Origin of the sequence: Acinetobacter lwoffii, assembly GCF_024129435.1 — a bacterium.
Classification (GTDB): Bacteria; Pseudomonadota; Gammaproteobacteria; order Pseudomonadales; family Moraxellaceae; genus Acinetobacter; species Acinetobacter lwoffii_F.
Window position 1 is genome coordinate 1 of record NZ_JAMXXN010000032.1, and the last position, 22068, is coordinate 22068.

At 43.1% G+C, this 22068-nt stretch carries 18 protein-coding genes; 11 read left to right on the plus strand and 7 right to left on the minus strand.

The genetic code is table 11. The annotated features are described in order from the left end of the window. Nucleotides 1–83: 83 nt before the first annotated feature. A complete protein-coding gene (locus tag NI455_RS13885) occupies nucleotides 84–824 on the minus strand; it encodes a hypothetical protein (RefSeq protein ID WP_253114685.1) in 741 nt (246 codons plus the stop codon). Nucleotides 825–1079: 255 nt separating this feature from the next. Here NI455_RS13885 and NI455_RS13890 point away from each other — a divergent pair, with 255 nt between their 5' ends. After that, nucleotides 1080–2147, plus strand: a complete 1068-nt coding sequence (locus NI455_RS13890) for a zinc-binding metallopeptidase family protein (RefSeq protein ID WP_004647052.1) — start codon at nucleotides 1080–1082, stop codon at nucleotides 2145–2147. Between the two features lie 190 nt (nucleotides 2148–2337). Here NI455_RS13890 and NI455_RS13895 read toward each other — a convergent pair whose 3' ends face one another. Then, nucleotides 2338–3507 carry a thiolase family protein gene (locus NI455_RS13895; RefSeq protein ID WP_253114688.1) on the minus strand — a complete coding sequence of 390 codons (1170 nt, stop codon included), beginning with the start codon at nucleotides 3505–3507 and terminating at the stop codon, nucleotides 2338–2340. Nucleotides 3508–3590: 83 nt separating this feature from the next. Then, entirely contained in the window at nucleotides 3591–5372 is a 1782-nt protein-coding gene (locus tag NI455_RS13900; RefSeq protein ID WP_253114691.1) for an acyl-CoA dehydrogenase C-terminal domain-containing protein, read from the minus strand. A 499-nt stretch (nucleotides 5373–5871) separates the two neighbouring features. Here NI455_RS13900 and NI455_RS13905 point away from each other — a divergent pair, with 499 nt between their 5' ends. Continuing rightward, nucleotides 5872–6477 (plus strand): TetR/AcrR family transcriptional regulator, encoded by a 606-nt coding sequence (locus NI455_RS13905; protein ID WP_195726010.1) that lies wholly within the window; start codon nucleotides 5872–5874, stop codon nucleotides 6475–6477. 93 nt (nucleotides 6478–6570) lie between these two features. Here NI455_RS13905 and NI455_RS13910 read toward each other — a convergent pair whose 3' ends face one another. From NI455_RS13910 to cysK, 4 genes are all read right to left on the minus strand, one after another. Further along, the gene (locus NI455_RS13910) at nucleotides 6571–6765 is read right to left on the minus strand and encodes a heavy-metal-associated domain-containing protein (RefSeq protein ID WP_004731127.1); all 195 of its coding nucleotides are present in this window, start codon (nucleotides 6763–6765) and stop codon (nucleotides 6571–6573) included. Between the two features lie 78 nt (nucleotides 6766–6843). After that, nucleotides 6844–7254 (minus strand): Cu(I)-responsive transcriptional regulator, encoded by a 411-nt coding sequence (gene cueR, locus NI455_RS13915; RefSeq protein ID WP_005266316.1) that lies wholly within the window; start codon nucleotides 7252–7254, stop codon nucleotides 6844–6846. Continuing rightward, nucleotides 7251–9950, minus strand: coding sequence for a heavy metal translocating P-type ATPase (locus NI455_RS13920; protein WP_253114709.1), 2700 nt, complete (start codon nucleotides 9948–9950; stop codon nucleotides 7251–7253). Before NI455_RS13920 ends, cueR begins: the two co-directional genes overlap by 4 nt. Nucleotides 9951–10135: 185 nt before the next feature. Continuing rightward, nucleotides 10136–11134 (minus strand): cysteine synthase A, encoded by a 999-nt coding sequence (gene cysK / locus NI455_RS13925; protein WP_253114694.1) that lies wholly within the window; start codon nucleotides 11132–11134, stop codon nucleotides 10136–10138. Between the two features lie 281 nt (nucleotides 11135–11415). Between cysK and NI455_RS13930 the strand changes: the two genes are divergently transcribed. The 9 genes from NI455_RS13930 to gcvH all read left to right on the plus strand — a co-directional run bounded on the left by NI455_RS13930 (nucleotide 11416) and on the right by gcvH (nucleotide 21958). Then, nucleotides 11416–11733: an ArsR/SmtB family transcription factor gene (locus NI455_RS13930; protein WP_004280410.1), complete on the plus strand. Its 318-nt coding sequence runs from the start codon at nucleotides 11416–11418 to the stop codon at nucleotides 11731–11733. Between the two features lie 216 nt (nucleotides 11734–11949). Next, the gene (locus NI455_RS13935; protein WP_253114697.1) at nucleotides 11950–13698 is read left to right on the plus strand and encodes a SulP family inorganic anion transporter; all 1749 of its coding nucleotides are present in this window, start codon (nucleotides 11950–11952) and stop codon (nucleotides 13696–13698) included. A gap of 328 nt (nucleotides 13699–14026) precedes the next feature. Further along, the gene (gene sstT, locus NI455_RS13940; protein ID WP_224216630.1) at nucleotides 14027–15223 is read left to right on the plus strand and encodes a serine/threonine transporter SstT; all 1197 of its coding nucleotides are present in this window, start codon (nucleotides 14027–14029) and stop codon (nucleotides 15221–15223) included. 42 nt (nucleotides 15224–15265) lie between these two features. Continuing rightward, nucleotides 15266–15940 (plus strand): YoaK family protein, encoded by a 675-nt coding sequence (locus NI455_RS13945; RefSeq protein WP_004280415.1) that lies wholly within the window; start codon nucleotides 15266–15268, stop codon nucleotides 15938–15940. A gap of 15 nt (nucleotides 15941–15955) precedes the next feature. Then, nucleotides 15956–16492 carry a DUF2058 domain-containing protein gene (locus NI455_RS13950; protein WP_253114700.1) on the plus strand — a complete coding sequence of 179 codons (537 nt, stop codon included), beginning with the start codon at nucleotides 15956–15958 and terminating at the stop codon, nucleotides 16490–16492. 187 nt (nucleotides 16493–16679) lie between these two features. Continuing rightward, nucleotides 16680–17933: a mechanosensitive ion channel family protein gene (locus NI455_RS13955; RefSeq protein ID WP_004280418.1), complete on the plus strand. Its 1254-nt coding sequence runs from the start codon at nucleotides 16680–16682 to the stop codon at nucleotides 17931–17933. A 226-nt stretch (nucleotides 17934–18159) separates the two neighbouring features. Beyond that, nucleotides 18160–20013, plus strand: a complete 1854-nt coding sequence (locus tag NI455_RS13960; RefSeq protein ID WP_253114703.1) for an ABC transporter ATP-binding protein — start codon at nucleotides 18160–18162, stop codon at nucleotides 20011–20013. A 459-nt stretch (nucleotides 20014–20472) separates the two neighbouring features. Continuing rightward, nucleotides 20473–21501, plus strand: a complete 1029-nt coding sequence (locus NI455_RS13965) for an AraC family transcriptional regulator (RefSeq protein ID WP_253114706.1) — start codon at nucleotides 20473–20475, stop codon at nucleotides 21499–21501. A gap of 82 nt (nucleotides 21502–21583) precedes the next feature. Beyond that, nucleotides 21584–21958 carry a glycine cleavage system protein GcvH gene (gene gcvH, locus NI455_RS13970; RefSeq protein WP_004280423.1) on the plus strand — a complete coding sequence of 125 codons (375 nt, stop codon included), beginning with the start codon at nucleotides 21584–21586 and terminating at the stop codon, nucleotides 21956–21958. Nucleotides 21959–22068: the final 110 nt, after the last annotated feature.

The window sequence follows — 22068 nt, forward strand, 5'->3', positions numbered from 1 at the left end:
CCTTTGTTTGATTAAGATTTCGACACCTTTATCAAAACGGGTAACTTTCTCTTTTTCAAGAAGAATGTACGATCAAGTCTGAACTAATACATATAAGTACCTTTTGCATTATCTAACTCTATTTTTTTCTGATCATAAAGCTCTTTAAAACCTTTATTGAGCAAAACGAAATCATAAGTTTGTTTATTTTTTTCAAGACGCTTTTCTAATTCTGATACTTCACTTTTTTTAGATTCAAATGTACTAGTCCAAGCATCAATTTTTTCTATATTTCTGTGATTAGACTCTAAATATTCAATATATTTTGAAAAATGATCAGGTGTTAAAGTTTCAATTATTTTTTGAAAATTTGGATTAGAATAAACTTTACTTAACAGTTTAAATGGCAATTTATCTATAAAAGAAAAAATATAATTTACTTCAGGACTGAATTTATTTGCATTATTTTCAATAAAATCAAAAAAGGATTTTTGAAAAGAGTATCTATAATCTTTCCTAAACATTACTTCTTTATAATATGCATAGATTAATAAATTTATATACTCTAGCTTTATTCGATCCGAATATTCAAAATGATGCCCTAATTCCCCATACACATTATCAAATACCAACTTTAAACTTAAATCATTTCTTTTTTTGATCTCTATACAGTGTTCTTCAAACTCATTTAGCCTTTCATTATCATAAAGATCTATAGGATCTAAATTTTTTAGTAACTCCTTTTCCCACTCATCAATATCTGTCCTTTCTTTAATTTCAGAAATATATTTTTTTAATTGAATGATAACATTGCTAAATGAATTACTAAGAAATGAAAAAGCCATACTAAACCAATTTTTATAATTAAATAATGGTAATTTTCTTATAAATCAAAAACTAAAGCAATATCAATAATCATTAAACTATCTTTGATGGGATATTCATTCACACCTTTTTTACAATTCATCCATATAGAATTTTCAATGAAATTTTTATGATGTTTCTTTATCAGGAAGAAATTTAGGTAGGCATTCTGAACCTTTTTTCGTGTTCATCATCGATAAACATTTTAGGTCGTTCGTTTCCCTACAGGGAGTTTAATGAAACATTTTGAATGTGCCGTCTGCAAGCAACAGCTGTTTTTTTACAAATCAGTTTGTGATCACTGTCTGTCACCGATCGGTTATATCGCTTCGGAAAAAGAGCTATGCGCATTCGAAAAACAGAGTGCTGAGCGATGGGTTCCAATCGCCAAAAACTACCAGCATGCCAGTTATAAACCCTGTCACAATTATGTAAATTATCAGGTATGCAACTGGATGATTCCCAGCGATGAAGATGAGGAATTTTGTGAATCCTGTCAGCTTACCCATGTCATTCCTGATCTGGAAAATTCCGAGAACCTGATTTACTGGTTTCGACTGGAAGAAGCCAAACGCCGTTTCCTGTATTTGGCCCAGCGCATGAACATGATGCCACGCCCTAAAAAGTCTGAAGATGATCCATTTGGTCTGCGATTTGATTTTCTCCTGCCTCAAGAAGATAAGCCTGTTTTAATTGGTCATGCTAATGGTGTCATTACCCTAAATGCAATTGAAGCTGATGTTGTTTATCGTGAAACTACACGTGTAAATATGGGTGAAAACTACCGGACTTTATTGGGTCATTTTCGTCATGAAAGTGGCCATTATTATTTTGCGCTCATGCAACATATGCATCCGGAATTGCTAGATGAATTCCGTCAGTATTTTGGCGATGAGCGGCAGGATTATGGCAAGGCACTTGAACGCCATTATAATGAAGGCGCGCCAATCAACTGGCAGGAAAAGTACATCAGTGCTTATGCTACCGCCCATCCCTGGGAAGACTGGGCAGAAACCTGGGCGCACTATCTGCATATGATGGAAACACTGGAAACTGCCTACTATGGTGGTATGCGTGTTGAAGGAAATGGCAGCTATCTGGCCAGCATGGATTTTAAAGAATGCCCGATTGGTGGACAGGATTTTGAACATATTCTGGAAAACTGGGTTACCTTGACCTTTAATCTAAATGCCTTAAACCGTTGTATGGGCCTGGAAGATGCCTACCCGTTCAAGCTGAGCGAAGCGGTTAAAGACAAGTTACGATTTATTCACCGGCATGTGCTGGAAAAAGTTTTTAAATAATTTAAAAAGTAATTTTTATAGTAAAACTATTGATGGAATGGGATCAGCAAAGTCTGAAAATATGGATTTTATTGTGTATTTTAAAAATTAATATGATTTAAAAAATCCCTGCTCCTGGCGAACCAAGAGCAGCAACTTTTGAATGAATCAGTATTTAGTTTGCTACCTGAATATACGATTTAAGATGGGCTTAAATTAGTTCCACAGCAATCGCAGTCGCTTCACCACCACCGATACATAAGGATGCAATCCCTTTCTTGCCGCCAGTACGTTTTAAGGCATGAATCAAGGTCACGATAATACGGGAACCAGAAGAACCCAATGGATGACCAAGTGCACAGGCACCGCCATTAATGTTCACTTTTGCTGGATCAAGTTTAAAGCCATCAATGGCTAACATGGTCACCATGGCGAACGCTTCGTTGATTTCCCAAAGGTCAACATCCTGAGCATCCCAACCGGTTTTTTTCAGGACTTTTTCAATCGCACCAACCGGTGCAATGGTAAATTCTGATGGATGCTGCGAATGGCTGGCATAGGCCAGAATATGAGCTAGCGGTTTTAAGTTACGCTGTGCAGCAATTTCGCTCGAGGTGATCACCAGTGCTGAAGCACCATCTGAAATTGAACTGGCATTTGCCGCAGTAATGGTTCCGTCTTTTTTGAACGCTGGACGCAGAGTTGGAATTTTGTCAGCCTTGGCATTTAAAGGCTGTTCATCCTGTTCCACCACCACATCGCCTTTACGGCTACTGACAGTGACCGGTACGATTTCATCTTTAAAGAAACCTTGCTGCACCGCCGTCACGGCTTTATTTAAGGAACCAATCGCATAGTCATCCTGCTGCTCACGGGTATAACCTTTTTTATCCGCCATTTCCTGAGCAAGAATTCCCATCGACAGGCCTGTTTCCGCATCTTCCAGACCTTCCTGGAACATATGATCAATGACCTTTCCATGCCCCATACGGAATCCGGCACGTGCCTTGTCCATCAAATATGGTGCGTTCGACATCGACTCCATCCCGCCTGCAACCACAATCTCTGCTGAACCGGCCTTGATCGCATCTGCTGCCTGCATCACGGCTTTCATGCCTGAACCACAAATTTTATTGATGGTGGTCGCACCAGTTGAATCCGGTAGACCTGCCTGACGCATGGCCTGACGTGCCGGACCCTGTTTTAAACCGGCTGGCAGTACGCAGCCCATGATCACTTCATCAATATCATTGGCCGCCAATCCTGCACGTGCCACCACTTCTTTAATTGCCACAGCACCCAAATCCGGCGCGGTACAGCTTGACAATGAACCTTGAAAACCGCCCATCGCGGTACGTACTGCATCTACAATTACGATCATTTTAGTTTCATCCTTTTTCATCATTGTTATCAACCCTACATAGCCAAAGCGCTGTAGGGCTGGTCCTTCGCAATCATTGCGGGTTAAGCCTGTGCGGTAAAATAGTCTTCAGGCAACTGCATCACCAGTTCCGCACCGGCTTGAATACGTTGGATTCGTGCACTCAAATCCGGAAGTATTTTGGCCACATAATAGTTGGCCAGTACCAGTTTGTTCTGGAAGTAGCTGTCGTCTTTGGCTGCAGCGGCTTTGCTAATCCGCGCATACATATACACGAAACTTAGTAGCCCAACCGCATGTAAATAATCGACAGCAATCGCGTTGGCAAAATCAGGGTTCAGTTTAGACTGCTCGACGATGAATTTGGTGATATCTTCAAGTTGCTGGCAGGCTTCTAATGTCGCCGTTTTAATCGTCAATGAATCATCTAAATTTTGGGCAAATTCACGGATTTCAGCAATATATTCCGCGATATAAGTCCCATTACATTTGGTGGTTTTACGCCCAATCAGGTCAATCGCCTGCACGCCATTGGTGCCTTCATAAATCTGTGAAATACGCAGGTCACGAATACACTGTTCCATGCCCCATTCACGGATATAGCCATGACCACCGAAGCACATTTGCGCTTCCAGTGCAGAATCCAGTGCCTTGTCGGTCAAATAAGCTTTGGCGATTGGCGTTAACAGCGCCACACGGTCAGTCGCTTTACGCACCGCTTCAGGGTCGGTTGAGTATTTGGTAATATCCAGTTGTTGACCTACATACACCGCAAACGCACGTGAAGCTTCATTGTTAGCACGTACATTGAGCAGCATACGGCGTACATCGCCATGGACTAGAATTGAATCGGCTGGTTTTTCTGGAGATTTTGCACCAGTTGATGCACGGCCCTGTAAACGGTCCGTCGCATATTGTGCCGCATTCTGGTAGGCAAATTCTGCTGCACCAATGCCCTGAATTCCCATAGACAAACGTTCGTAGTTCATCATCACGAACATGCCGGCCAGACCTTCATTTTCATTGCCAACCATATAGCCCTTGGCGCCGTCAAAGTTCATGACGCAGGTCGCCGAGCCTTTAATTCCCATTTTATGTTCGATCGAACCGGCAGATACTGCATTACGCTCACCCAGTGATCCATCTGCATTGACCAGGAATTTCGGCACAATAAACAGGGAAATACCACGTGAACCTGCTGGTGCATTCGGAGTTTTTGCCAGCACCAGATGAATGATATTTTCACTCAGATCATGCTCGCCGCTGGTAATGAAAATTTTGGTGCCAGTAATGTTGAAGGAACCATCCTCATTCGGTTCAGCTTTGGTCTTGATAATGCCAAGATCCGTGCCGGAATGTGGTTCAGTCAGACACATGGTGCCCGACCATTCACCCGTATAGAATTTTGGTAAATAGGTTTCTTTCTGTTCCTGTGAGGCGCGGTCATTGATCGCCATACCTGCACCCACAGTTAGTAGTGGATAAAGCATAAAAGATGGGTTGGTGCTCCAGATCATTTCATCCGCCAGAACCGTGAGCATCTTCGGCATGTTTTGCCCGCCCCATTCTTCAGGCGCACCCAAGCCTACCCAGCCACCTTCGGCAAACTGTCTGAACGCTTCTTTAAAACCTTTGGGTGTCTTCACCACACCATTGTTAAACTGAGCACCACCTTCTTCATCAGCAGGACGATTCAGGTCAAGAATGACATTTTTGGAAAATTTGGCCATCTCTTCCAGAACCGCATTTGCCGTCGCCATATCTAAATGTGCAAGATTTTCATTACCTTGCCAAAATTGTTCAGCATGGAATACATCATTTAAAATAAATTCCATGTCTTTTAACGGCGCATTATAAATCGGCATTTTAAAATTCCTTAAAGGGTGATACTCAATCCTGTTGCCAAATATTTTCTAATTTTCATTAGAATCCAGACAGGCCATTTTAAAATCGTGATAGCCAATTCCTGCAATATTAAATCTATATCTAGATTCATAAAGTTGCCTTGAAAATCACGTCTTCATGTTCAGTATGAGGGACTGAATCTGCCAGCTTAATATTGATCTACTTTCCGTACTAAACCCTGATGACTATGGGCTTAAAACAGTCAAAGAATCTAGCTTCGTGCGCTGAAACAATAAAATAATTATACTGAAAATGGAATTTTATTTAGCAAAGTTGATCTCTAGGGTTCAGTTTTCTTGACAATATTTCTGGCTGCTCAGCATCGCTATTTTTATTTGTCAGCAGTTGCTGCATAAATATACAAAATGAGATAAATATCACGACCTTAGTTTTATAGCCATCGCGTGCAAAATTGCATATTCTTGAAAGGTTCTTTTTCGAAAAGTATGGACCAAGAAGATGACGACTGTAAGACAGCAGAACTTCCTTCTTCGTAAAGAGAAGATCCTCAGCATGGCGGAAAGCCTGCTACTGGATAATAATCAGGACATTACCCTGAGTGAGCTGGCCAGTGAACTGGACATCGCAAAAGGAACCATCTACAAACATTTTAAAAGCAAGAACCAGTTATATTTAGAACTGATTATTCTGAATGAAAAAAGAATTCTAGAAATATCAAAAAAGCATAATAACGATATTAAAAATTATGTTTCACAATATATGCTTTATCACATGCTCAATTCAAACCGAACCATCCTGTTGCATGTCATTGAAGAGCGTTTAACCAATAACGAAAAAAATCTGAAAGAGTTATTTCAGGAGCTTTATCGTATTCGTGAAGAACGGATTATCCGGATTAAAGACATCACCCATGATTATCTGGTGGCTTTAGAAAGTGCCATGTCGATTCGCGATTATTTATCTTATATCTGGACAGTCACCTATGGCGCTTCGCTGTTATTAAATTCGACCCATTACCAAAAAGCAATTGGGTCACGTGAACGTTTAATTAAACTTTATATTAATCAGGCACTCATGACGCCAGATAAAATCTCATCGGTATGATCACTAGAATAAAAAATGCCTGATTCAATCAGGCATTTTTTATTTGGCTGTATGAGTGCATAAGATCACTTTCGCAATCTAACTCGACAATGATCAGGCTGCCACAGGCGGGAAACCATCTTCGGTTAAAGCTGCAACAATCTCAGATTCACTGGCTGTCGATTCAACTTCAACCAGTTTAGTGGCCACATCAATATTCACAGTGGCATTTTCATCCAGATCTTTAATCGTAGCCGTGACACTGCGCGCGCAGCCACCACAGGTCATGTTTTCAATACGGAATTTCATGTTTAGCTCCATAGGATCGGTTTAAAGTTTATCTGATTCGGCAGACTATATTTAATCTGAGCTGAACTGCAGATCAGGTCAGTGCTGCTCAGGGACGACACCCTGTTCAATCTGTTTTAAAATCTGGCAGTCAGACTGTTCATTGCCGGCACATTGTTCCACTGATTGCTGTAATATCATCAGCATATGCTGCATATCGGCAATTTTCTGTTGTAAAAACTGGATATGTTTTTGTGCCAGCTGTTTAACCTCGCTGCTCTGGCGTGAGCTGTTCAGCCACAGACCAAGTAATTCTTTCATCTGCTCTGAAGAAAAGCCGAGTTCACGTGCATGCTGGATAAAACTTAAGATTTTAATATCCGCATCACTATAAACCCGATAACCTGTATCACTGCGTTTCGGAGCCGGCAACAAACCAATGTCTTCATAATAACGAATCATTTTCGCAGAGATGCCAGAACGTTTTGCCGCCTGACCAATATTCATCATACTGACTCCTTAAACTGCACCGGTTGATAGGCTTTTAATCTCAAGGCATTGCTGACGACAAACACGGAGGACAACGCCATCGCACCTGCGGCAAACATTGGCGATAACAATATACCCCAAAATGGATAAAGCACACCCGCGGCAATCGGAATTAAGGCAATATTGTAGACAAAGGCCCAAAACAGGTTCTGTTTAATATTGCGCATGGTCGCCTGACTTAAACCAATGCCTGTAGCCACATGCTGTAAATTGCCTGACATCAACACCACATCGGCTGCTTCAATCGCGACATCGGTACCGGTTCCAATCGCCATACCGACATCGGCCTGGGCCAATGCCGGTGCATCATTGATTCCATCCCCAACAAAAGTGAGCACGCCGTATTGCTGCTGGAGTTGTCGTACTGCATCGACTTTTTCATGCGGCAAAACTTCCGCAATCACCTGATCGATTTTCAACTGTTTGGCGATCGCCTGCGCGGTATGCTGATGATCACCAGTAATCATCGCCACTTTAAGACCTTGGTCATGCAAGGCCTGAATCGCGCTATAAGTAGTTGGTTTAATCGGATCGGCTACTGCAATAATCGCAGCCAGTTTCTGATTAATCGCTACATATAAAGGACTACGACCCTGATCACCGAGCTTTTGTGCAGTGGCTCTAAACAGATCGACATTTAAGCCCAAGTCCTGCATCAGACGTTCTGCACCGATATGCAGCTGCTGACCAGCAACCTGTGCTTTTACCCCTGCACCAGTGATCGAATCAAAATCGGTCACTTTACTCAGTTCCAGTTCTTGCTCACGAGCAGCCTGAACAATGGCGTGGGCAATCGGATGTTCTGACTTGGCCTCCACTGAAGCGACGAGCTGTAATACGGTCTGCTGATTAAAATCTGCAGTGACTTCAAAGTCGGTCAGCAGCGGTTTTCCCTCAGTTAAGGTTCCGGTTTTATCCAGCGCGACGACTTTGGTTTGTTGCAGCAACTGTAAAGCTTCACCCTTACGGAATAGCACGCCCAGTTCTGCTGCACGTCCAGTTCCGACCATAATTGAGGTAGGAGTCGCCAGTCCCATCGCACATGGACAGGCAATAATCAGTACGGCGACTGCATTTACCAAGGCGTAGGTCAGATTCGGCTCAGGCCCAAACAGGAACCAGACCATAAAGGTCAAGGCCGCTAGCGCCATAACAGCCGGCACAAACCATAAAGTCACTTTATCAACCACGGCCTGAATCGGTAATTTTGAACCTTGTGCCTGTTCCACCATCTGAATAATCTGCGCCAGTACCGAATCCTGGCCGACCGCAGTAGCCTTGATTTGCAATGTTCCGTTCTGGTTTACCGTACCGCCGACAACCTGATCACCAGCCTGTTTGGCCACAGGTAAAGGCTCACCGCTAATCATCGCTTCATCGATATAACTTTGCCCGGCAACCACTTCACCATCGACGGCGACTTTTTCACCCGGGCGGATTTCAATCAGCATGCCTTGTTGTACATCGGCAATTGCCAGATCAACCCAGTGATTATTTTGTTGCACTCGGGCTGTTTTCGGCTGCAAACCGACCAGATACTGAATCGCTTCCGAGGTTTTACCTTTGGCTTTAGCTTCCAGATAACGCCCCAGTAAAATCAGCGCGACAATAACGGCGGCCGCTTCAAAGTACACATGCACGGTGGACTGCGGTAACAGCTGTGGAAAAAAGGTCGCAATACAGGAAAATCCGTAAGCTGCAATGGTTCCGACTGCGACCAGAGAATTCATATCTGGTGCCAGACGTAATAATGCCGGAATCCCATGCTGATAAAAACGCCGTCCCGGAATCATCAGCACCAAAGTGGTCAGCACAAACTGCAGATACCAGCTGTTCTGGGTTCCCAGCGTATGGGCAATAAAATGATGAAATGCCGGAATCAAGTGCGAGCCCATTTCCAGAATAAATACAGGCGCTGTCAGAATGACTGCAAGCCATAAATCTCGTTTCAGTTGTGCCGTTTCATTGGCTTTCTTTTCCTGAAAAGCATCATGGCTATCTGTCGACATATCCCTACCAGATTTTATGGTGGCCTGATAACCGGCTTTCTCCACCGCAGCAATCAAGGCCGGAATCTGGGCATGCGAGGCTTTCACCCAGGCAGTTTCGGTGGCCAGATTGACCTGTGCTTCGCTGACACCTTCTACTTTTAATAAAGCTTTTTCCACACGTGCCACACATGAAGCGCAAGTCATGCCTTCAATAGCCAGTTCAATGCGATCGCTCTGAATATCAAAACCGGCTTTTTGCACGGCTTGAGTCAGCTTGGACAATGGCACAGAATTGATCGCACTCACATGCGCCTTTTCAGTGGCCAGATTCACTTGTGCATCCAACACGCCTTCCACTTTTTTTAGGGCTTTTTCTACGCGAGCCACACAGGATGCACAGGTCATGCCTTCAATGTTCAAATCAAACTGTTGCGTCGGTACATCGAAACCGGATTTTTCAATTGCTTGAACCAGCGCAGCGGCAGCAATCGGCTGCTGGCTTTTAATAAAAGCTTTTTCAGTCGACAGGTTGACAGATGCCTCGACCACACCTTCAATTTTTTTCAAGGCTTTTTCCACCCGAGCGACACAGGAGGCACAGGTCATACCGCCAATCTGCACCTGCTGCTCATATAAGCGGTTGCTGTCTTGTTCTACCATGCCCATCTCCATGCCTCAACTCACTGTTGATGTTATAGCTTAAACATTCCCATCATGGTAAGGTCAAGTCCTTCATCTGACTATTTTAAAAATAATGCAGCGTCCTGCTGCGATTTAAAACTACCCAATAAAAAGCCCGAAGATGACTTCGGGCTTGTCTAACAGTGTTTAAAATATAAAATGCATTAATGTTATTCAGCAGAAATATCTTCAAACAGGATCGAAGACAGGTAACGTTCACCACCATCTGGCAAAATCACCACAATATTTTTACCGGCATTTTCAGGGCGAGCCGCCAATTGTGCCGCTGCTGCCATAGCCGCGCCACTTGAAATACCGACCAAGATACCTTCCTGAGCTGCTGTTTTACGTGCCCACTCGACTGCATCTGCACTATGAATGGCAATCACTTCATCAACGAGGTCTAGGTCCAGATTGCCTGGAATGAAGTTGGCACCGATCCCCTGAATTTTGTGTGGTCCAGGTGTAATGTCTTCACCGCGTTTGGCTTGACCAATAATTGCAGACTCAGCAGGTTCCACCGCCACAGAATATAAAGGCTTGTTTTTCACTTTTTCAAAGTAGCGTGAAATACCGGTAATGGTTCCACCCGTTCCGACACCTGCGACCAGAATATCGACATTGCCCGCAGTCGCTTCCCAGATTTCTGGGCCCGTAGTTTCTTCATGAATTTTCGGGTTAGCCGGATTTTCAAACTGTTGTGGCAGGTAGTACAGTTCAGGATTTTCATTGACTAGACGTTGTGCTTCTTCAATCGCGCCTTTCATGCCTTTGGCCGGATCAGTCAGTACCAGATTGGCACCCAATGCTTTCACCACCTTACGGCGTTCAATACTCATACTTGAAGGCATAGTCAAAGTAATATCATAACCTTTGGCTGCCGCAACAAAAGCCAATGCAATCCCGGTATTACCGCTGGTTGGCTCGACAATATGCATACCGGGTTTGAGCTTGCCAGATTTTTCAGCATCATTAATCAACGCTGCACCTATACGACACTTGACTGAAAATGCCGGATTACGGCTTTCAATTTTCGCAAGTACAGTGGCAGGATCGGAAATCACACGATTAATACGAACAAGCGGTGTATTTCCAATCGCGTCTGCATTATTACTATAAACCGCTATACCTAAATTATTCGGTGTTGGAAAAGCTGAATCTGTACTCATGATGATATCCCTAATGTTATTGGTTCAAGTCGCTTAAACATCATACAAGCATTTTTTTGCTTTGTAGATGTTTGATGAAACTTGCACTTCATTGCACGAATGTGAACTAAAATACTTTCTACACTATGCAATAAATTTATCTTATCTATCAATATTTAAAATATAATTTTAATTGATAATTCAATTCATTAAAAACCATAAAACTTAACTGTTTTTAGCAAGGTATTACGGGCTAAGACCCGTATAATTAGCGGGCTGTAACTTTATAATGGACATATTGAATGAAAACCGATTTTGAAATCACGACTATGCGCGATTCAGCAGAACAGGTCGTCGGCATTTTAAAATCTCTGGCCAATACCGACCGTCTTCTTATTTTATGTCATCTGTCTCAAGCGGAACTGAATGTTTCAGAAATTGAGGAAATAACTGAGATTAAACAGCCGACACTTTCCCAACAGCTCATGATGTTGCGCAAAAGCGATGTGGTAGATACCCGGCGCGACGGCAAACAGATTTATTATTCAATTAAAGATCAAAATTTGATTGTGGTCTTAAATACCCTTTATCAATTGTATTGTGGCAATCCAGCTAAATAAAGAATCTTTCTTTTTTCAGTCATCAAGATAAGTTTCTTTAAACTCTTATTGAGGTCGTTCTACACCACTAAGATCACGATCATAGAGTTTTTTAAATGATCTACGACTGACCCAGATGTTTCATTTTAAACATGATTCATCAAGAATCTAGATCAGCTAAGACTTCTTAGCAGAATTTGTACATAATATATCTATATTTGTGATTTAGACCTTTTTATGCCAAATTCCAAGTCTAAACTTCTGCATAGACTGCCTGCCTGGGCATGGTTAAGCCACTACACGCCGGTCAAATTTAAGTCTGATGTGCTGGCTGCCCTGATTGTGGTGGCGATGCTGGTGCCTCAAGGGATGGCCTATGCCATGCTGGCAGGATTGCCGCCGATCATGGGCTTATACGCCAGCATCCTGCCGATGATCATTTATGCGCTGCTCGGTGGGAGTTCGACTTTATCGATTGGCCCCGTGGCCATCATTTCCATGATGACTTTTGCCACGCTCAATCCACTTTTTGAAGTCGGCTCACCAGTCTATATCGAAGCTGCGACTTTATTGGCACTGATGGTCGGGATTATTTCCCTGCTTTTGGGATTATTCCGTTTTGGTTTTCTGATCCAGTTAATCAGTCATCCGGTGATCCAAAGCTTTATTATTGCCTCTGCCTTATTGATTGCGTTTGGGCAGTTAAAGTTTTTGGTCGATCTTCCTTTAAAAGCCAATAACATTCCGGAGTTTGCCAGCAGTCTGCTGCAATATTTCCCGCTGCTGCACGTGCCGAGTCTGATTTTCGGCCTGCTCTCTATAGGTTTGTTGATCTATCTGCCGAAGTTATTAAAATCTCAGGCAGTACAAAGCCGGATCGGCTCTACAGATTTTTTAGTCCGTACGGTGCCCCTGATTCTGGTGTGTCTCGGGATTGCGGCGATTGTCTTTCTGGATTTAAAGCTTCAGGGCATTAAAACCGTCGGTGCAATCCCATCCGGTTTCCCGCCCTTGTCCTTTCCTCACTGGAACTGGGAACTGGTGATGACCTTATTACCGGGTGCCAGCATGATCGCCATGATCAGTTTTGTGGAGTCACTATCGATTGCTCAAGCGACGGCCTTGCAGCAACGCAGTCATTTAAACAGTAATCAGGAACTGATTGCGCTCGGTCTGGCCAATATCAGTGCAGGCGTGAGTTCAGCTTTTCCTGTGACGGGCAGCCTGTCGCGGACGGTGGTGAATGCCGATGCCGGTGCTAAATCACCTATGGCCGGTGTTTTATCCTCGATTCTGATTATTTTCGTGAGCCTGTTCTTTACCGGATTTTTTGAAGATCTGCCGCTGACCATTCTGGCCGCGACGATTATTGTTTCCATCTGGAAGCTGGTTAATTTTCAGCCATTTTTTGATGCCTGGCGCTATTCCAAGGCAGATGGCCTTGCCATGTGGATTACTTTTCTCGGCGTGGTCCTGATTGATATTTCCACTGGTTTGATTATTGGGATCGTTTCGACCTTTGTGCTGATGCTATGGCGAATCAGCCGGCCGCATATTGCGGTTGTCGGTCTGGTGGAAGGAACCCAGCATTTTCGCAATATTCAGCGTCATCAGGTCAGTACCTCCGATCGGGTGCTGTCACTGCGGATTGATGAGAATCTGACGTTTCTGAATGCCAATAGCTTTAAAGGTTATCTAATCAATGAGATCAGCCTGAATGACCAGCTACAACATGTGATTATCAACTGTTCCAGCATCAGTGCGATTGATCTGAGTGCCTTGGAAATGCTGGAAGATTTAAATACGGAACTGGCCAAACTGGATATTCGCCTGCATTTTGCCGAAGTCAAAGGTCCGGTCATGGACAAGCTGCAAGCTTCTAAATTGATGACGCATTTGAGCGGGCGCATTTATCTGACCCATTTTCAGGCGATTCAGGACCTGGCGCCAGAGATCTTCGAGCAGCATAAAGATTATACGATTTAAAACAGCAGATACTGGAACTTATGGCCGGAGATTCCAGCTGGTCATAAGTGTAGTTTTTTCTGAATTTTCAAATATAATTTGAATTTATCTATTTAACTTTGATATTTATTTCATGAATATAATTTTAAAAGCGCTGATTTATTCATCATTTTAGGAAGTTTTTCTTCAATATAAGCGCTGTTTTAGAGCAATTAGTTTTAGAATAAATCAACAATATCAATATCTTGGTTTTTATATAAAAATATATTTTAAGCCTTGTTTAAATTAAGTATAAAATAGCGCAACTTTTTCCCAAATTTAGCCCTCGTAATTTTCACAAGGCAACCTTATGTTTTCTGCCCTTATGCGCATGAGCTTAGTCTCTCGAATCATCATCGCCATTATTTTAGGTGTGGGTGTGGCTGTGGTATTTCCCGAAGCTACTCCCTCATTAAGCCTATTGGGCGACCTGTTTATTAAAGCCTTGAAGTCTGTTGCACCGATTCTGGTTTTCATTTTAGTGTTAGCTTCTATCGCGAATTTTAAGGTGGGCCAATCCAACGCTGCCATCAAACCGATTATGCTGATGTATGCGGTTGGTATGTTCCTTGCTGCGCTGAGCGCTGTGGTTTCAAGTATCTTATTTCCAAGTACGCTGTTCCTGGATATTGCTGCACAAGCTGACTTGCAGCCGCCTGGCAGTCTGGTAGAAATCCTGAAGAATTTGCTGCTCAGCTTTGTTGCCAACCCGGTTGTTGCGATTGCTGAAGCAAACTTTATTGGCATCCTGGCTTGGTCAGTGGCATTAGGCATCGCTTTCCGTCATGCATCGGATAGCACCAAAACGCTTTTGAATGATGCAGCCTTTGCAGTGAATTATGTGATTCGTTTAGTGATCAGCTTTGCACCTTTGGGTATTTTTGGTCTGGTCGCAGTGACTTTTGCTGAATCTGGTCTGGATACGCTGACCAGTTACGTACATTTACTTGCTGTGTTGCTCGGAACGATGGTTTTCGTTGCACTGGTAATTAATCCGCTTCTGGTTGCCTTAATGACACGCAACAACCCGTATCCACTGGTATTCACTTGCTTGCGCGAAAGTGGCATTACCGCTTTCTTTACCCGTAGTTCGGCAGCCAATATTCCAGTCAATCTGGACTTGGCAAAACGTCTGGGCGTCAAGGAATCAACTTCAAGTATCGCAATTCCTTTGGGTGCTACGATCAACATGGCAGGTGCTTCTGTGACCATTACTGTATTGTCATTGGCGGCTGTAAATACTTTGGGGATTAGCGTCGATTTCAGCACTATGCTCATTCTTTCTGTGGTGGCAACCGTTTCGGCATGTGGCGCTTCAGGGGTTGCAGGCGGTTCATTGTTACTGATTCCAGTTGCATGTGGCCTGTTTGGTATTTCTTCGGATATCGCCATGCAAGTCGTTGCGATTGGTATGGTCATCAGCGTATTGCAGGACTCTACTGAAACTGCGCTAAACTCATCGACCGATGTTTTATTTACTACAGCAGTAGACCGCGCATCAAATTGATTTTATATTGATTAATCAATATGTTTAGCCAATGATGTTGTTATGCCATTACAGCGTTTACCTACCTGGATACAATTAGGGGCATTTTTTCTTGCGGTCAATGCCGGCATGATTAACGTCCTGGGTCTGGTGACGGTACTGCACCAGTCTGTTTCACATATGACCGGTAATGTCAGTATGCTGGCCATGGCCCTGCTGAACTGGCAACCAGAACAGATGCTTTATCTCTTTCTGGTTACACTCTGCTATGTCATTGGTTCATCCTATAGCGGACTGATTCTTGGAAATAGCCACTTTCGCTTGGGGCAGCTTTATGGTTACCCTTTAAGCCTGGTGGCTATTTTTATTTTGATCTGCTGGTTATTATTGCCCTATTTCCCGCGTTATGCCTTGTTATGGGCCTGTGTTGCCATGGGTGTGCAAAATGCCATGGTCAGCCATTATAAAGGTGCCATCATTCGCACTACGCATTTATCTGGCGTACTGACCGACCTCGGCTTGGCAATGGGCTACCGTTTGCGCGGTCTAGAGGTAGAATCACGACGCGTGGTTCTGCATCTGCTTATTTTGTTCGGTTTTTTAAGCGGTGGCATTCTTGCCAGCTGGCTATATCCTTATTTAAAATTAAATGCATTCCTGATCCCGGCAGTGCTGAGTCTGGTTCTCAGTCTCACGTATTGGGTGATTTATTTACGTTATCGACATCAACACGACTAATATCTGGACATTCTCATGGTTAAAAATGCATTGCAAGCACAATTGTTAAAGGCAGGATTGATCGATAATAAAAAAGCCAAAAAACTGTCTAAACAGGCTGTGCATGAAAAACGCACCGGTGACGGTACTGAGGCAGAAATCAAGGCCAAGATTGAACAAGACAAACAGCAAAAAATGGCCAAAGATCAGGCGATTGAGCTAGAGAAAAAAGCAGCTTTGCAGGAAAAAGAACTGAAAGCCGCAATCATGCAAATGATTAATCAGCACAAAATCCGTGATACTGACGGCGATGCGGTGTATCAGTTCATTGATGACAGCAAAATCAAAAAGGTCTATTTAAACCAGCAGATCTATAATGCACTGGTGGCAGGCAGTCTGGTGATTGCACGTGAAAATGACAGCTATGCTTTCTTGCCTAAAGCTCTGGCAGATCGTATCAATGCGAAAATGCAGGGCTTTATCATTGTGAATAATTCAGAGAAAAATGAAGAAACTACCGATGAAGAAGATCCATATGCAGCCTATGTCATTCCTGATGATTTGATGTGGTAAGCGTCGCGATATCATTACTGAAATATCGAAGATTAGAAACCGGCGAATTCGCCGGTTTTTTTATTTGTATGGACTTTTATTGAATGATTTGCACCAATAGATATGTTTTAAAAAGTTATCCAATATTAAAAAATCTGATCCAAAACTATAAACTTGACCTAATTTTTTGATTAAAGAGAAAGATCGTTTGGAACAGTTTAATTTTATTCGGAATATTCAAGAATGGGCAGATCAGTACCCATGGCTGGAAATGCTATCTTCACTGAGTATTGTGATTTTACTGGCGATTCTTGCCAATCTATTTGCTAAACAGATTGTGGTACGCGGAATACGTCAACTGATTTCCAGAATGCCTTTTGCCAATAATCAGATTTTTGCTGAGCATAGCGTGATTCGCCGGATTGCCAATATTGTTCCGGCAGTCGTGATCATGAACGGCATTACCACAGTACCGCATTTATCTGACAAGATTGAATCCTTTGTGCAAATGGGTGCACAGGCTTTTATCTTCCTGACGATTGCCCTGGCCCTGGGTGAATTACTGAATATTTTTAACCTGGTCTATCAGCGTAATCCCAAATCACGTAACAAACCGATTAAAGGTTATTTGCAGCTGGTCAAGCTGATTATTTTTATTGTCTGTGGCCTGATGATTCTCGGCACTTTCCTGAAAAAGGATGTCTTTACCTTGCTGGCTGGCTTCGGTGCCATGGCCGCGGTGTTGATGCTGGTCTTTCAAAATACCATTTTGTCGCTGGTGGCATCGGTTCAGATTTCATCTTATGACATGGTGCGTATTGGCGACTGGATTGAAATGCCCTCGCTGAATGCGGACGGCGATGTCATTGATATGTCATTGCATACCATTACGGTACAGAACTTTGATAAAACGGTGACCACAATTCCGACCAATAAACTGGTGACGGATACCTTTAAAAACTGGCGTGGCATGCAGGAAGCCGGTGCGCGCCGGATCAAGCGCTCGATTCATATTGATCAAAGCAGCGTACATTTTATGTCGGCTGAAGAACAGAACAAGCTGAAAAATTTTATTTTGCTGGATCAGTACCTGAATACCAAATCAGAGGAACTGGAACAATTTAACCTGCAACTGAGCCATCATTCGCAATATAACCAACGCCGTCTTACCAATTTAGGAACCTTTCGTGCCTATGTAGAGTTTTATCTGCAACAGCATTCCGGTATTAGCAAAAATCATTCCCTGATGGTTCGTCAACTACAGCCGACCAGTGAAGGTTTACCGCTAGAGATTTATGCCTTTACCAATACCACCGCCTGGGTGGAGTATGAAAATATCCAGTCTGATATCATGGATCATCTGTTGGCCATTATTCCGGAATTTGGTTTAAAGGTGTATCAAGCGCCTTCAGGTCTTGATTTAAAGGAAGCATTTACTCAACCGTCTTCCATTATTACTTAAAGATAAGTCATCCAATCTCAAGCCTGAGGTGCTGCTGCATTTCAGGCTTTTTTATTTCCTCATCTATTTAAAACCTGACTGGCATAAATCTGGCTTTAGTTTAATTTTTATAATCCAAGTTTTAATTGAGTGAATCATTTTGTGGCAATTTCACCCAATTACGGGCTTAAAAAAACAGAATCCTTTATAATTCCCGAAAAGCAAAATGCATGATAAGAGTACGATAATGTTTCGATGGCTTGAAAGACTGGTTGACCCCTATCCCACCAAAAATCTGAACCAACCTTTACCGACCAAGTTTTTTCCATTTGTCTGGCAGGCAGCCTATGGAGTCCACCGTTATTTGCTGATTCTGGTACTGTGTACTGCCGGTGCTGCCAGCTTCGAAGCTTTTCTGTATTCAAAAATTGGTGAGCTGGTGAACTGGCTCAGTAAAAGCCAGCCCGATACTTTTCTGGAACAGCATGCTAGCAATTTAACCTTACTGAGTATTGTTCTTCTGGCCAATATTTTTTTCGCTAGCGCCCAATCCCTAATTAAGCATCAGATTTTGTATAGCAATTTCCCGATGCGTTTACGCTGGCGCTTTCATAATCTGCTCATGAAACAAAGCCTGGATTTTTTCCACAATGATTTTGCCGGACGATTATCGGCCAAAGTTATGCAAACCGCTCTGGCAGTACGCGAATTCTGGGTCATTCTGGGTGACATGCTGGCGTATGTGCTGATTTATTTCATCACCATCAATATTGTTTTGGGTGCAATTTCACCCTTGCTGATCATTCCATTGATGGTCTGGCTAGCCTTGTTTATCTGTGCAGCGTGTTATTTCATTCCACGTTTGAGCAAAATTTCCAATGCTCAAGCGGATGCCCGTGCCGTCATGACCGGGCGTATTACGGATGCCTATACCAATATTCAGACCGTGAAGCTGTTTGCTCATGCCGGCCGTGAAAGTCAGTATGCCAAGACCTCAATGCAGGAATTTATGGTCACGGTATATAAACAGATGCGTCTGGGTGCGCAATACGAAATCAGCATCTTGCTCTTAAGTGTGGTGTTGTACGGTGGCGTACTGGGTACCGCGATCTGGTTGTGGATGGAAGGTCAGGCCGAGCTAGGCATTATTGCAGCAACCACGGCAATGGTACTGAAACTGAACAGTATTGCCGAATTTATGATGTGGCAGACCTCAGCCCTGTTTGAAAATGTCGGTACCATTCAGGATGGTATGAAAACTTTAGGCCGCAAAATTGCCATTGAAGATAAACCGGGTGCCAAAGAGCTACAGCTCAATCACGGTGAAATTAAATTCGAAAATGTCAGCTTTGCCTATAATGATAAAAACGTGATTGATCAGTTTAATCTGACCATTCGCCCAGGTGAAAAAATTGGTATTGTCGGCCGTTCAGGTGCAGGGAAATCTACCCTGATTCAACTGTTGCTGCACTTTTATCATATCAACCAGGGTCGTATCTTGATTGATGGCCAGGATATTGATGATGTCACTCAAGACAGTTTGCGCAAGAACATTGCATTAGTGACTCAAGATACTTCACTGCTGCATCGCACTGTCGCGGAAAACATTAAATATGGTCGTCCGGATGCAACTGATGAAGAAATGTTTGAAGCTGTGCGTAAAGCCAAAGCGGAAGAGTTTATTCCTAATTTGACTGATTTGCGTGGCAAAAAAGGCTATGAAGCTTATGTGGGTGAACGTGGCGTGAAACTTTCCGGGGGGCAGCGTCAGCGGATTGCCATTGCTCGTGTGTTCCTGAAAGATGCCCCAATTCTGATTCTGGATGAAGCGACCAGTGCGCTGGATTCTGAAGTCGAAGCAGCAATTCAAAACAGTCTGGACGACTTGATGCAAGGTAAAACCGTGATTGCAATTGCGCATCGCCTGTCTACCATTGCCCAGATGGATCGTCTGATTGTACTGGATCAAGGTCGAATCGCCGAGCAAGGCACGCATGATGAACTGGTGGCATTAAATGGCATCTATGCCCAACTTTGGCAGCGTCAAACTGGTGGCATGCTGATTCAGCAACAGGTCAAAGCATCAAAAGATCATGAATAATATGATCTCTAGAAGATTTCAAAACTTCTAATGATTTGCTCGTCCTTAATATTGAACAGGTCTGGAAAAAGGAAAACTTTGCCCAGATCTTTCTTTGTAAAATTTTCTCTACAGATGAACAGCAAGTTGCCATCTATCTGGTATCTTATGAAATGACATCTCTCTCTAGTTCTGAAAGCTCTCTGAAGAAGTCCTGTTCAATGATTAATAAAACTAGACCAATCGTCCTGTCCTGAGCAAACAGATGCTGGGATGCGACTTATTCAATAAAACAATTTTAATTTCATCAATAAAATTATGTGGTTTAAATTGATTTTAATGCTGAATTCAGGCTAATCTGCCAGTGGCAGAATCACAATCGCCAAAATTTTGTCCAACAATTTTAATGAAAAATTTGGTGGCTTCATGCCAATATCTATTTATAAATAAAAAAATTTGAATGAGTGCAACGGATCGCGCATGAAAACAATTGCTCCACGCCAAGACCAAGGAATTCCAGGTGTTTACGGTCTCTTGCTTCTCGATGTCATTTCCCGCTGGGGTTATAACAATGAGTCGCTTTTCCAACCTTTTGGCCTGACCAGTGAACAGTTGGCAGATCCTGATTTTCGTATTCCAACTCCTGTCGCCAATGAACTGGTCAAATATGCCCTGAAACTGACCGGAGAGCCGACCTTAGGTTATCATCTTGGCACACAGATGCGGATCTCGATTCATGGCTTTATTGGCTATGCCATTATGACGGCGAATAATATTACCGATGCGCTGGTACTGGCGAACCGATTTATTCAACTCCGTTTACCCTTCCTGCAATTATTTTTCTCAACCTTTGACGCCAAAGCCACGGTGCAGTTGCGAACCGATATTCAGCTTGAACCTCTGCGCACCGAAATTTCAATTGCTTTAATGATTGGTCTGATCAGTATGGCCAAAGCGATTACAGGCATTAACGATGCAACGGGAGAAATCGACTTCGATTTTAAGAAGCCTGAAGGTTTCGAACGCTTTATGGCGAAGTTCCCTACCCATCAGTTCCGCTTTGAACAGCCGCATTTAATTCTGAGTTTTGATAAAAGCTATCTGATGAACAAGCTGGTACATGCCGATCCAATTGCCAGCCAGATTGCAATTAACCAGTGTGAAACAGAACTTTCTGCCTTGGGTGAACGGCACCGGATTGCCATGCGTGTCCGGGATATATTGACCCATGCTGAGCAACACTATCTCAGTATTGAAAGTGTGGCGGATCGCTTGCACATGTCTGACCGCACCTTAAAACGTCAACTCGCCGCCGAAGGCACCTCCTTTTCTACCCTGGTCGATGAAGTGCGTTACCGGCATGCCACCTCGTTATTATCCCGGACAGATTTCACTCTGGAACAGATTGCCGATGAACTGGGTTATAGTGATGTCGCCAATTTTAGCAGGGCATTTAAACGCTGGAGTGGTCGCAGCCCGAGCAACTGGCGCAAAGATCCTTATTTATAAGGAAGTATAAGCCTTTTGTTTTGCTTAAAAAGAATGTATAAAACATGTCAAAAATGATCTTAAGATTTTTAAGGAGTTATCAATGAATCATCCTGCAGAATTAAAGTACGCAAGTACACATGAATGGGTGCGCATTGAGGGTGATCTTGTTGTGACCGGTATTTCCGACCATGCACAGGATGCGTTAGGCGATTTAGTCTATGTAGAAGCACCAGATCTTGATTCACATATTACTGCGGGCGAACAAGCTGGCGTGGTTGAATCAGTAAAAACAGCTTCCGATATTCATGCACCAGTGTCTGGTGTAGTGGTTGAAATCAATCCTGATCTTGAAGATGATCCAGATTTCATTAATGATGACCCATATGGCAAAGGCTGGATCTATAAAATCAAGCCGGACAATATGGCCGATGTCGAAAAACTACTTTCAAATACAGAGTATGAAGCCGGGCTTTAATTTTGATTTTTTTGTTTTATCTAGGGTGTGTTGACACTTTTAGCTTAAAAAAATAGCGAAGTAGTAAAATCAAATCGCCAAACCCAATTTTACTATTCGCTATGCCTCGT

Excerpts from the sequence above, each read along its gene's own strand:
- NI455_RS13935 (WP_253114697.1), top strand. The coding sequence starts at position 11,950 with ATGCCAAATTCCAAGTCTAAACTTCTGCATAGACTGCCTGCCTGGGCA.
- NI455_RS13945 (WP_004280415.1), top strand. The coding sequence starts at position 15,266 with ATGCCATTACAGCGTTTACCTACCTGGATACAATTAGGGGCATTTTTT.
- gcvH (WP_004280423.1), top strand. The coding sequence starts at position 21,584 with ATGAATCATCCTGCAGAATTAAAGTACGCAAGTACACATGAATGGGTG.
- NI455_RS13885 (WP_253114685.1), bottom strand. The coding sequence starts at position 824 with ATGGCTTTTTCATTTCTTAGTAATTCATTTAGCAATGTTATCATTCAA.
- NI455_RS13965 (WP_253114706.1), top strand. The coding sequence starts at position 20,473 with ATGAAAACAATTGCTCCACGCCAAGACCAAGGAATTCCAGGTGTTTAC.
- cueR (WP_005266316.1), bottom strand. The coding sequence starts at position 7,254 with ATGATGAATATTGGTCAGGCGGCAAAACGTTCTGGCATCTCTGCGAAA.
- NI455_RS13895 (WP_253114688.1), bottom strand. The coding sequence starts at position 3,507 with ATGATCGTAATTGTAGATGCAGTACGTACCGCGATGGGCGGTTTTCAA.
- cysK (WP_253114694.1), bottom strand. The coding sequence starts at position 11,134 with ATGAGTACAGATTCAGCTTTTCCAACACCGAATAATTTAGGTATAGCG.
- NI455_RS13900 (WP_253114691.1), bottom strand. The coding sequence starts at position 5,372 with ATGCCGATTTATAATGCGCCGTTAAAAGACATGGAATTTATTTTAAAT.
- NI455_RS13950 (WP_253114700.1), top strand. The coding sequence starts at position 15,956 with ATGGTTAAAAATGCATTGCAAGCACAATTGTTAAAGGCAGGATTGATC.
- NI455_RS13930 (WP_004280410.1), top strand. The coding sequence starts at position 11,416 with ATGAAAACCGATTTTGAAATCACGACTATGCGCGATTCAGCAGAACAG.
- NI455_RS13910 (WP_004731127.1), bottom strand. The coding sequence starts at position 6,765 with ATGAAATTCCGTATTGAAAACATGACCTGTGGTGGCTGCGCGCGCAGT.
- NI455_RS13905 (WP_195726010.1), top strand. The coding sequence starts at position 5,872 with ATGACGACTGTAAGACAGCAGAACTTCCTTCTTCGTAAAGAGAAGATC.
- NI455_RS13920 (WP_253114709.1), bottom strand. The coding sequence starts at position 9,950 with ATGGGCATGGTAGAACAAGACAGCAACCGCTTATATGAGCAGCAGGTG.
- NI455_RS13890 (WP_004647052.1), top strand. The coding sequence starts at position 1,080 with ATGAAACATTTTGAATGTGCCGTCTGCAAGCAACAGCTGTTTTTTTAC.
- sstT (WP_224216630.1), top strand. The coding sequence starts at position 14,027 with ATGTTTTCTGCCCTTATGCGCATGAGCTTAGTCTCTCGAATCATCATC.
- NI455_RS13960 (WP_253114703.1), top strand. The coding sequence starts at position 18,160 with ATGTTTCGATGGCTTGAAAGACTGGTTGACCCCTATCCCACCAAAAAT.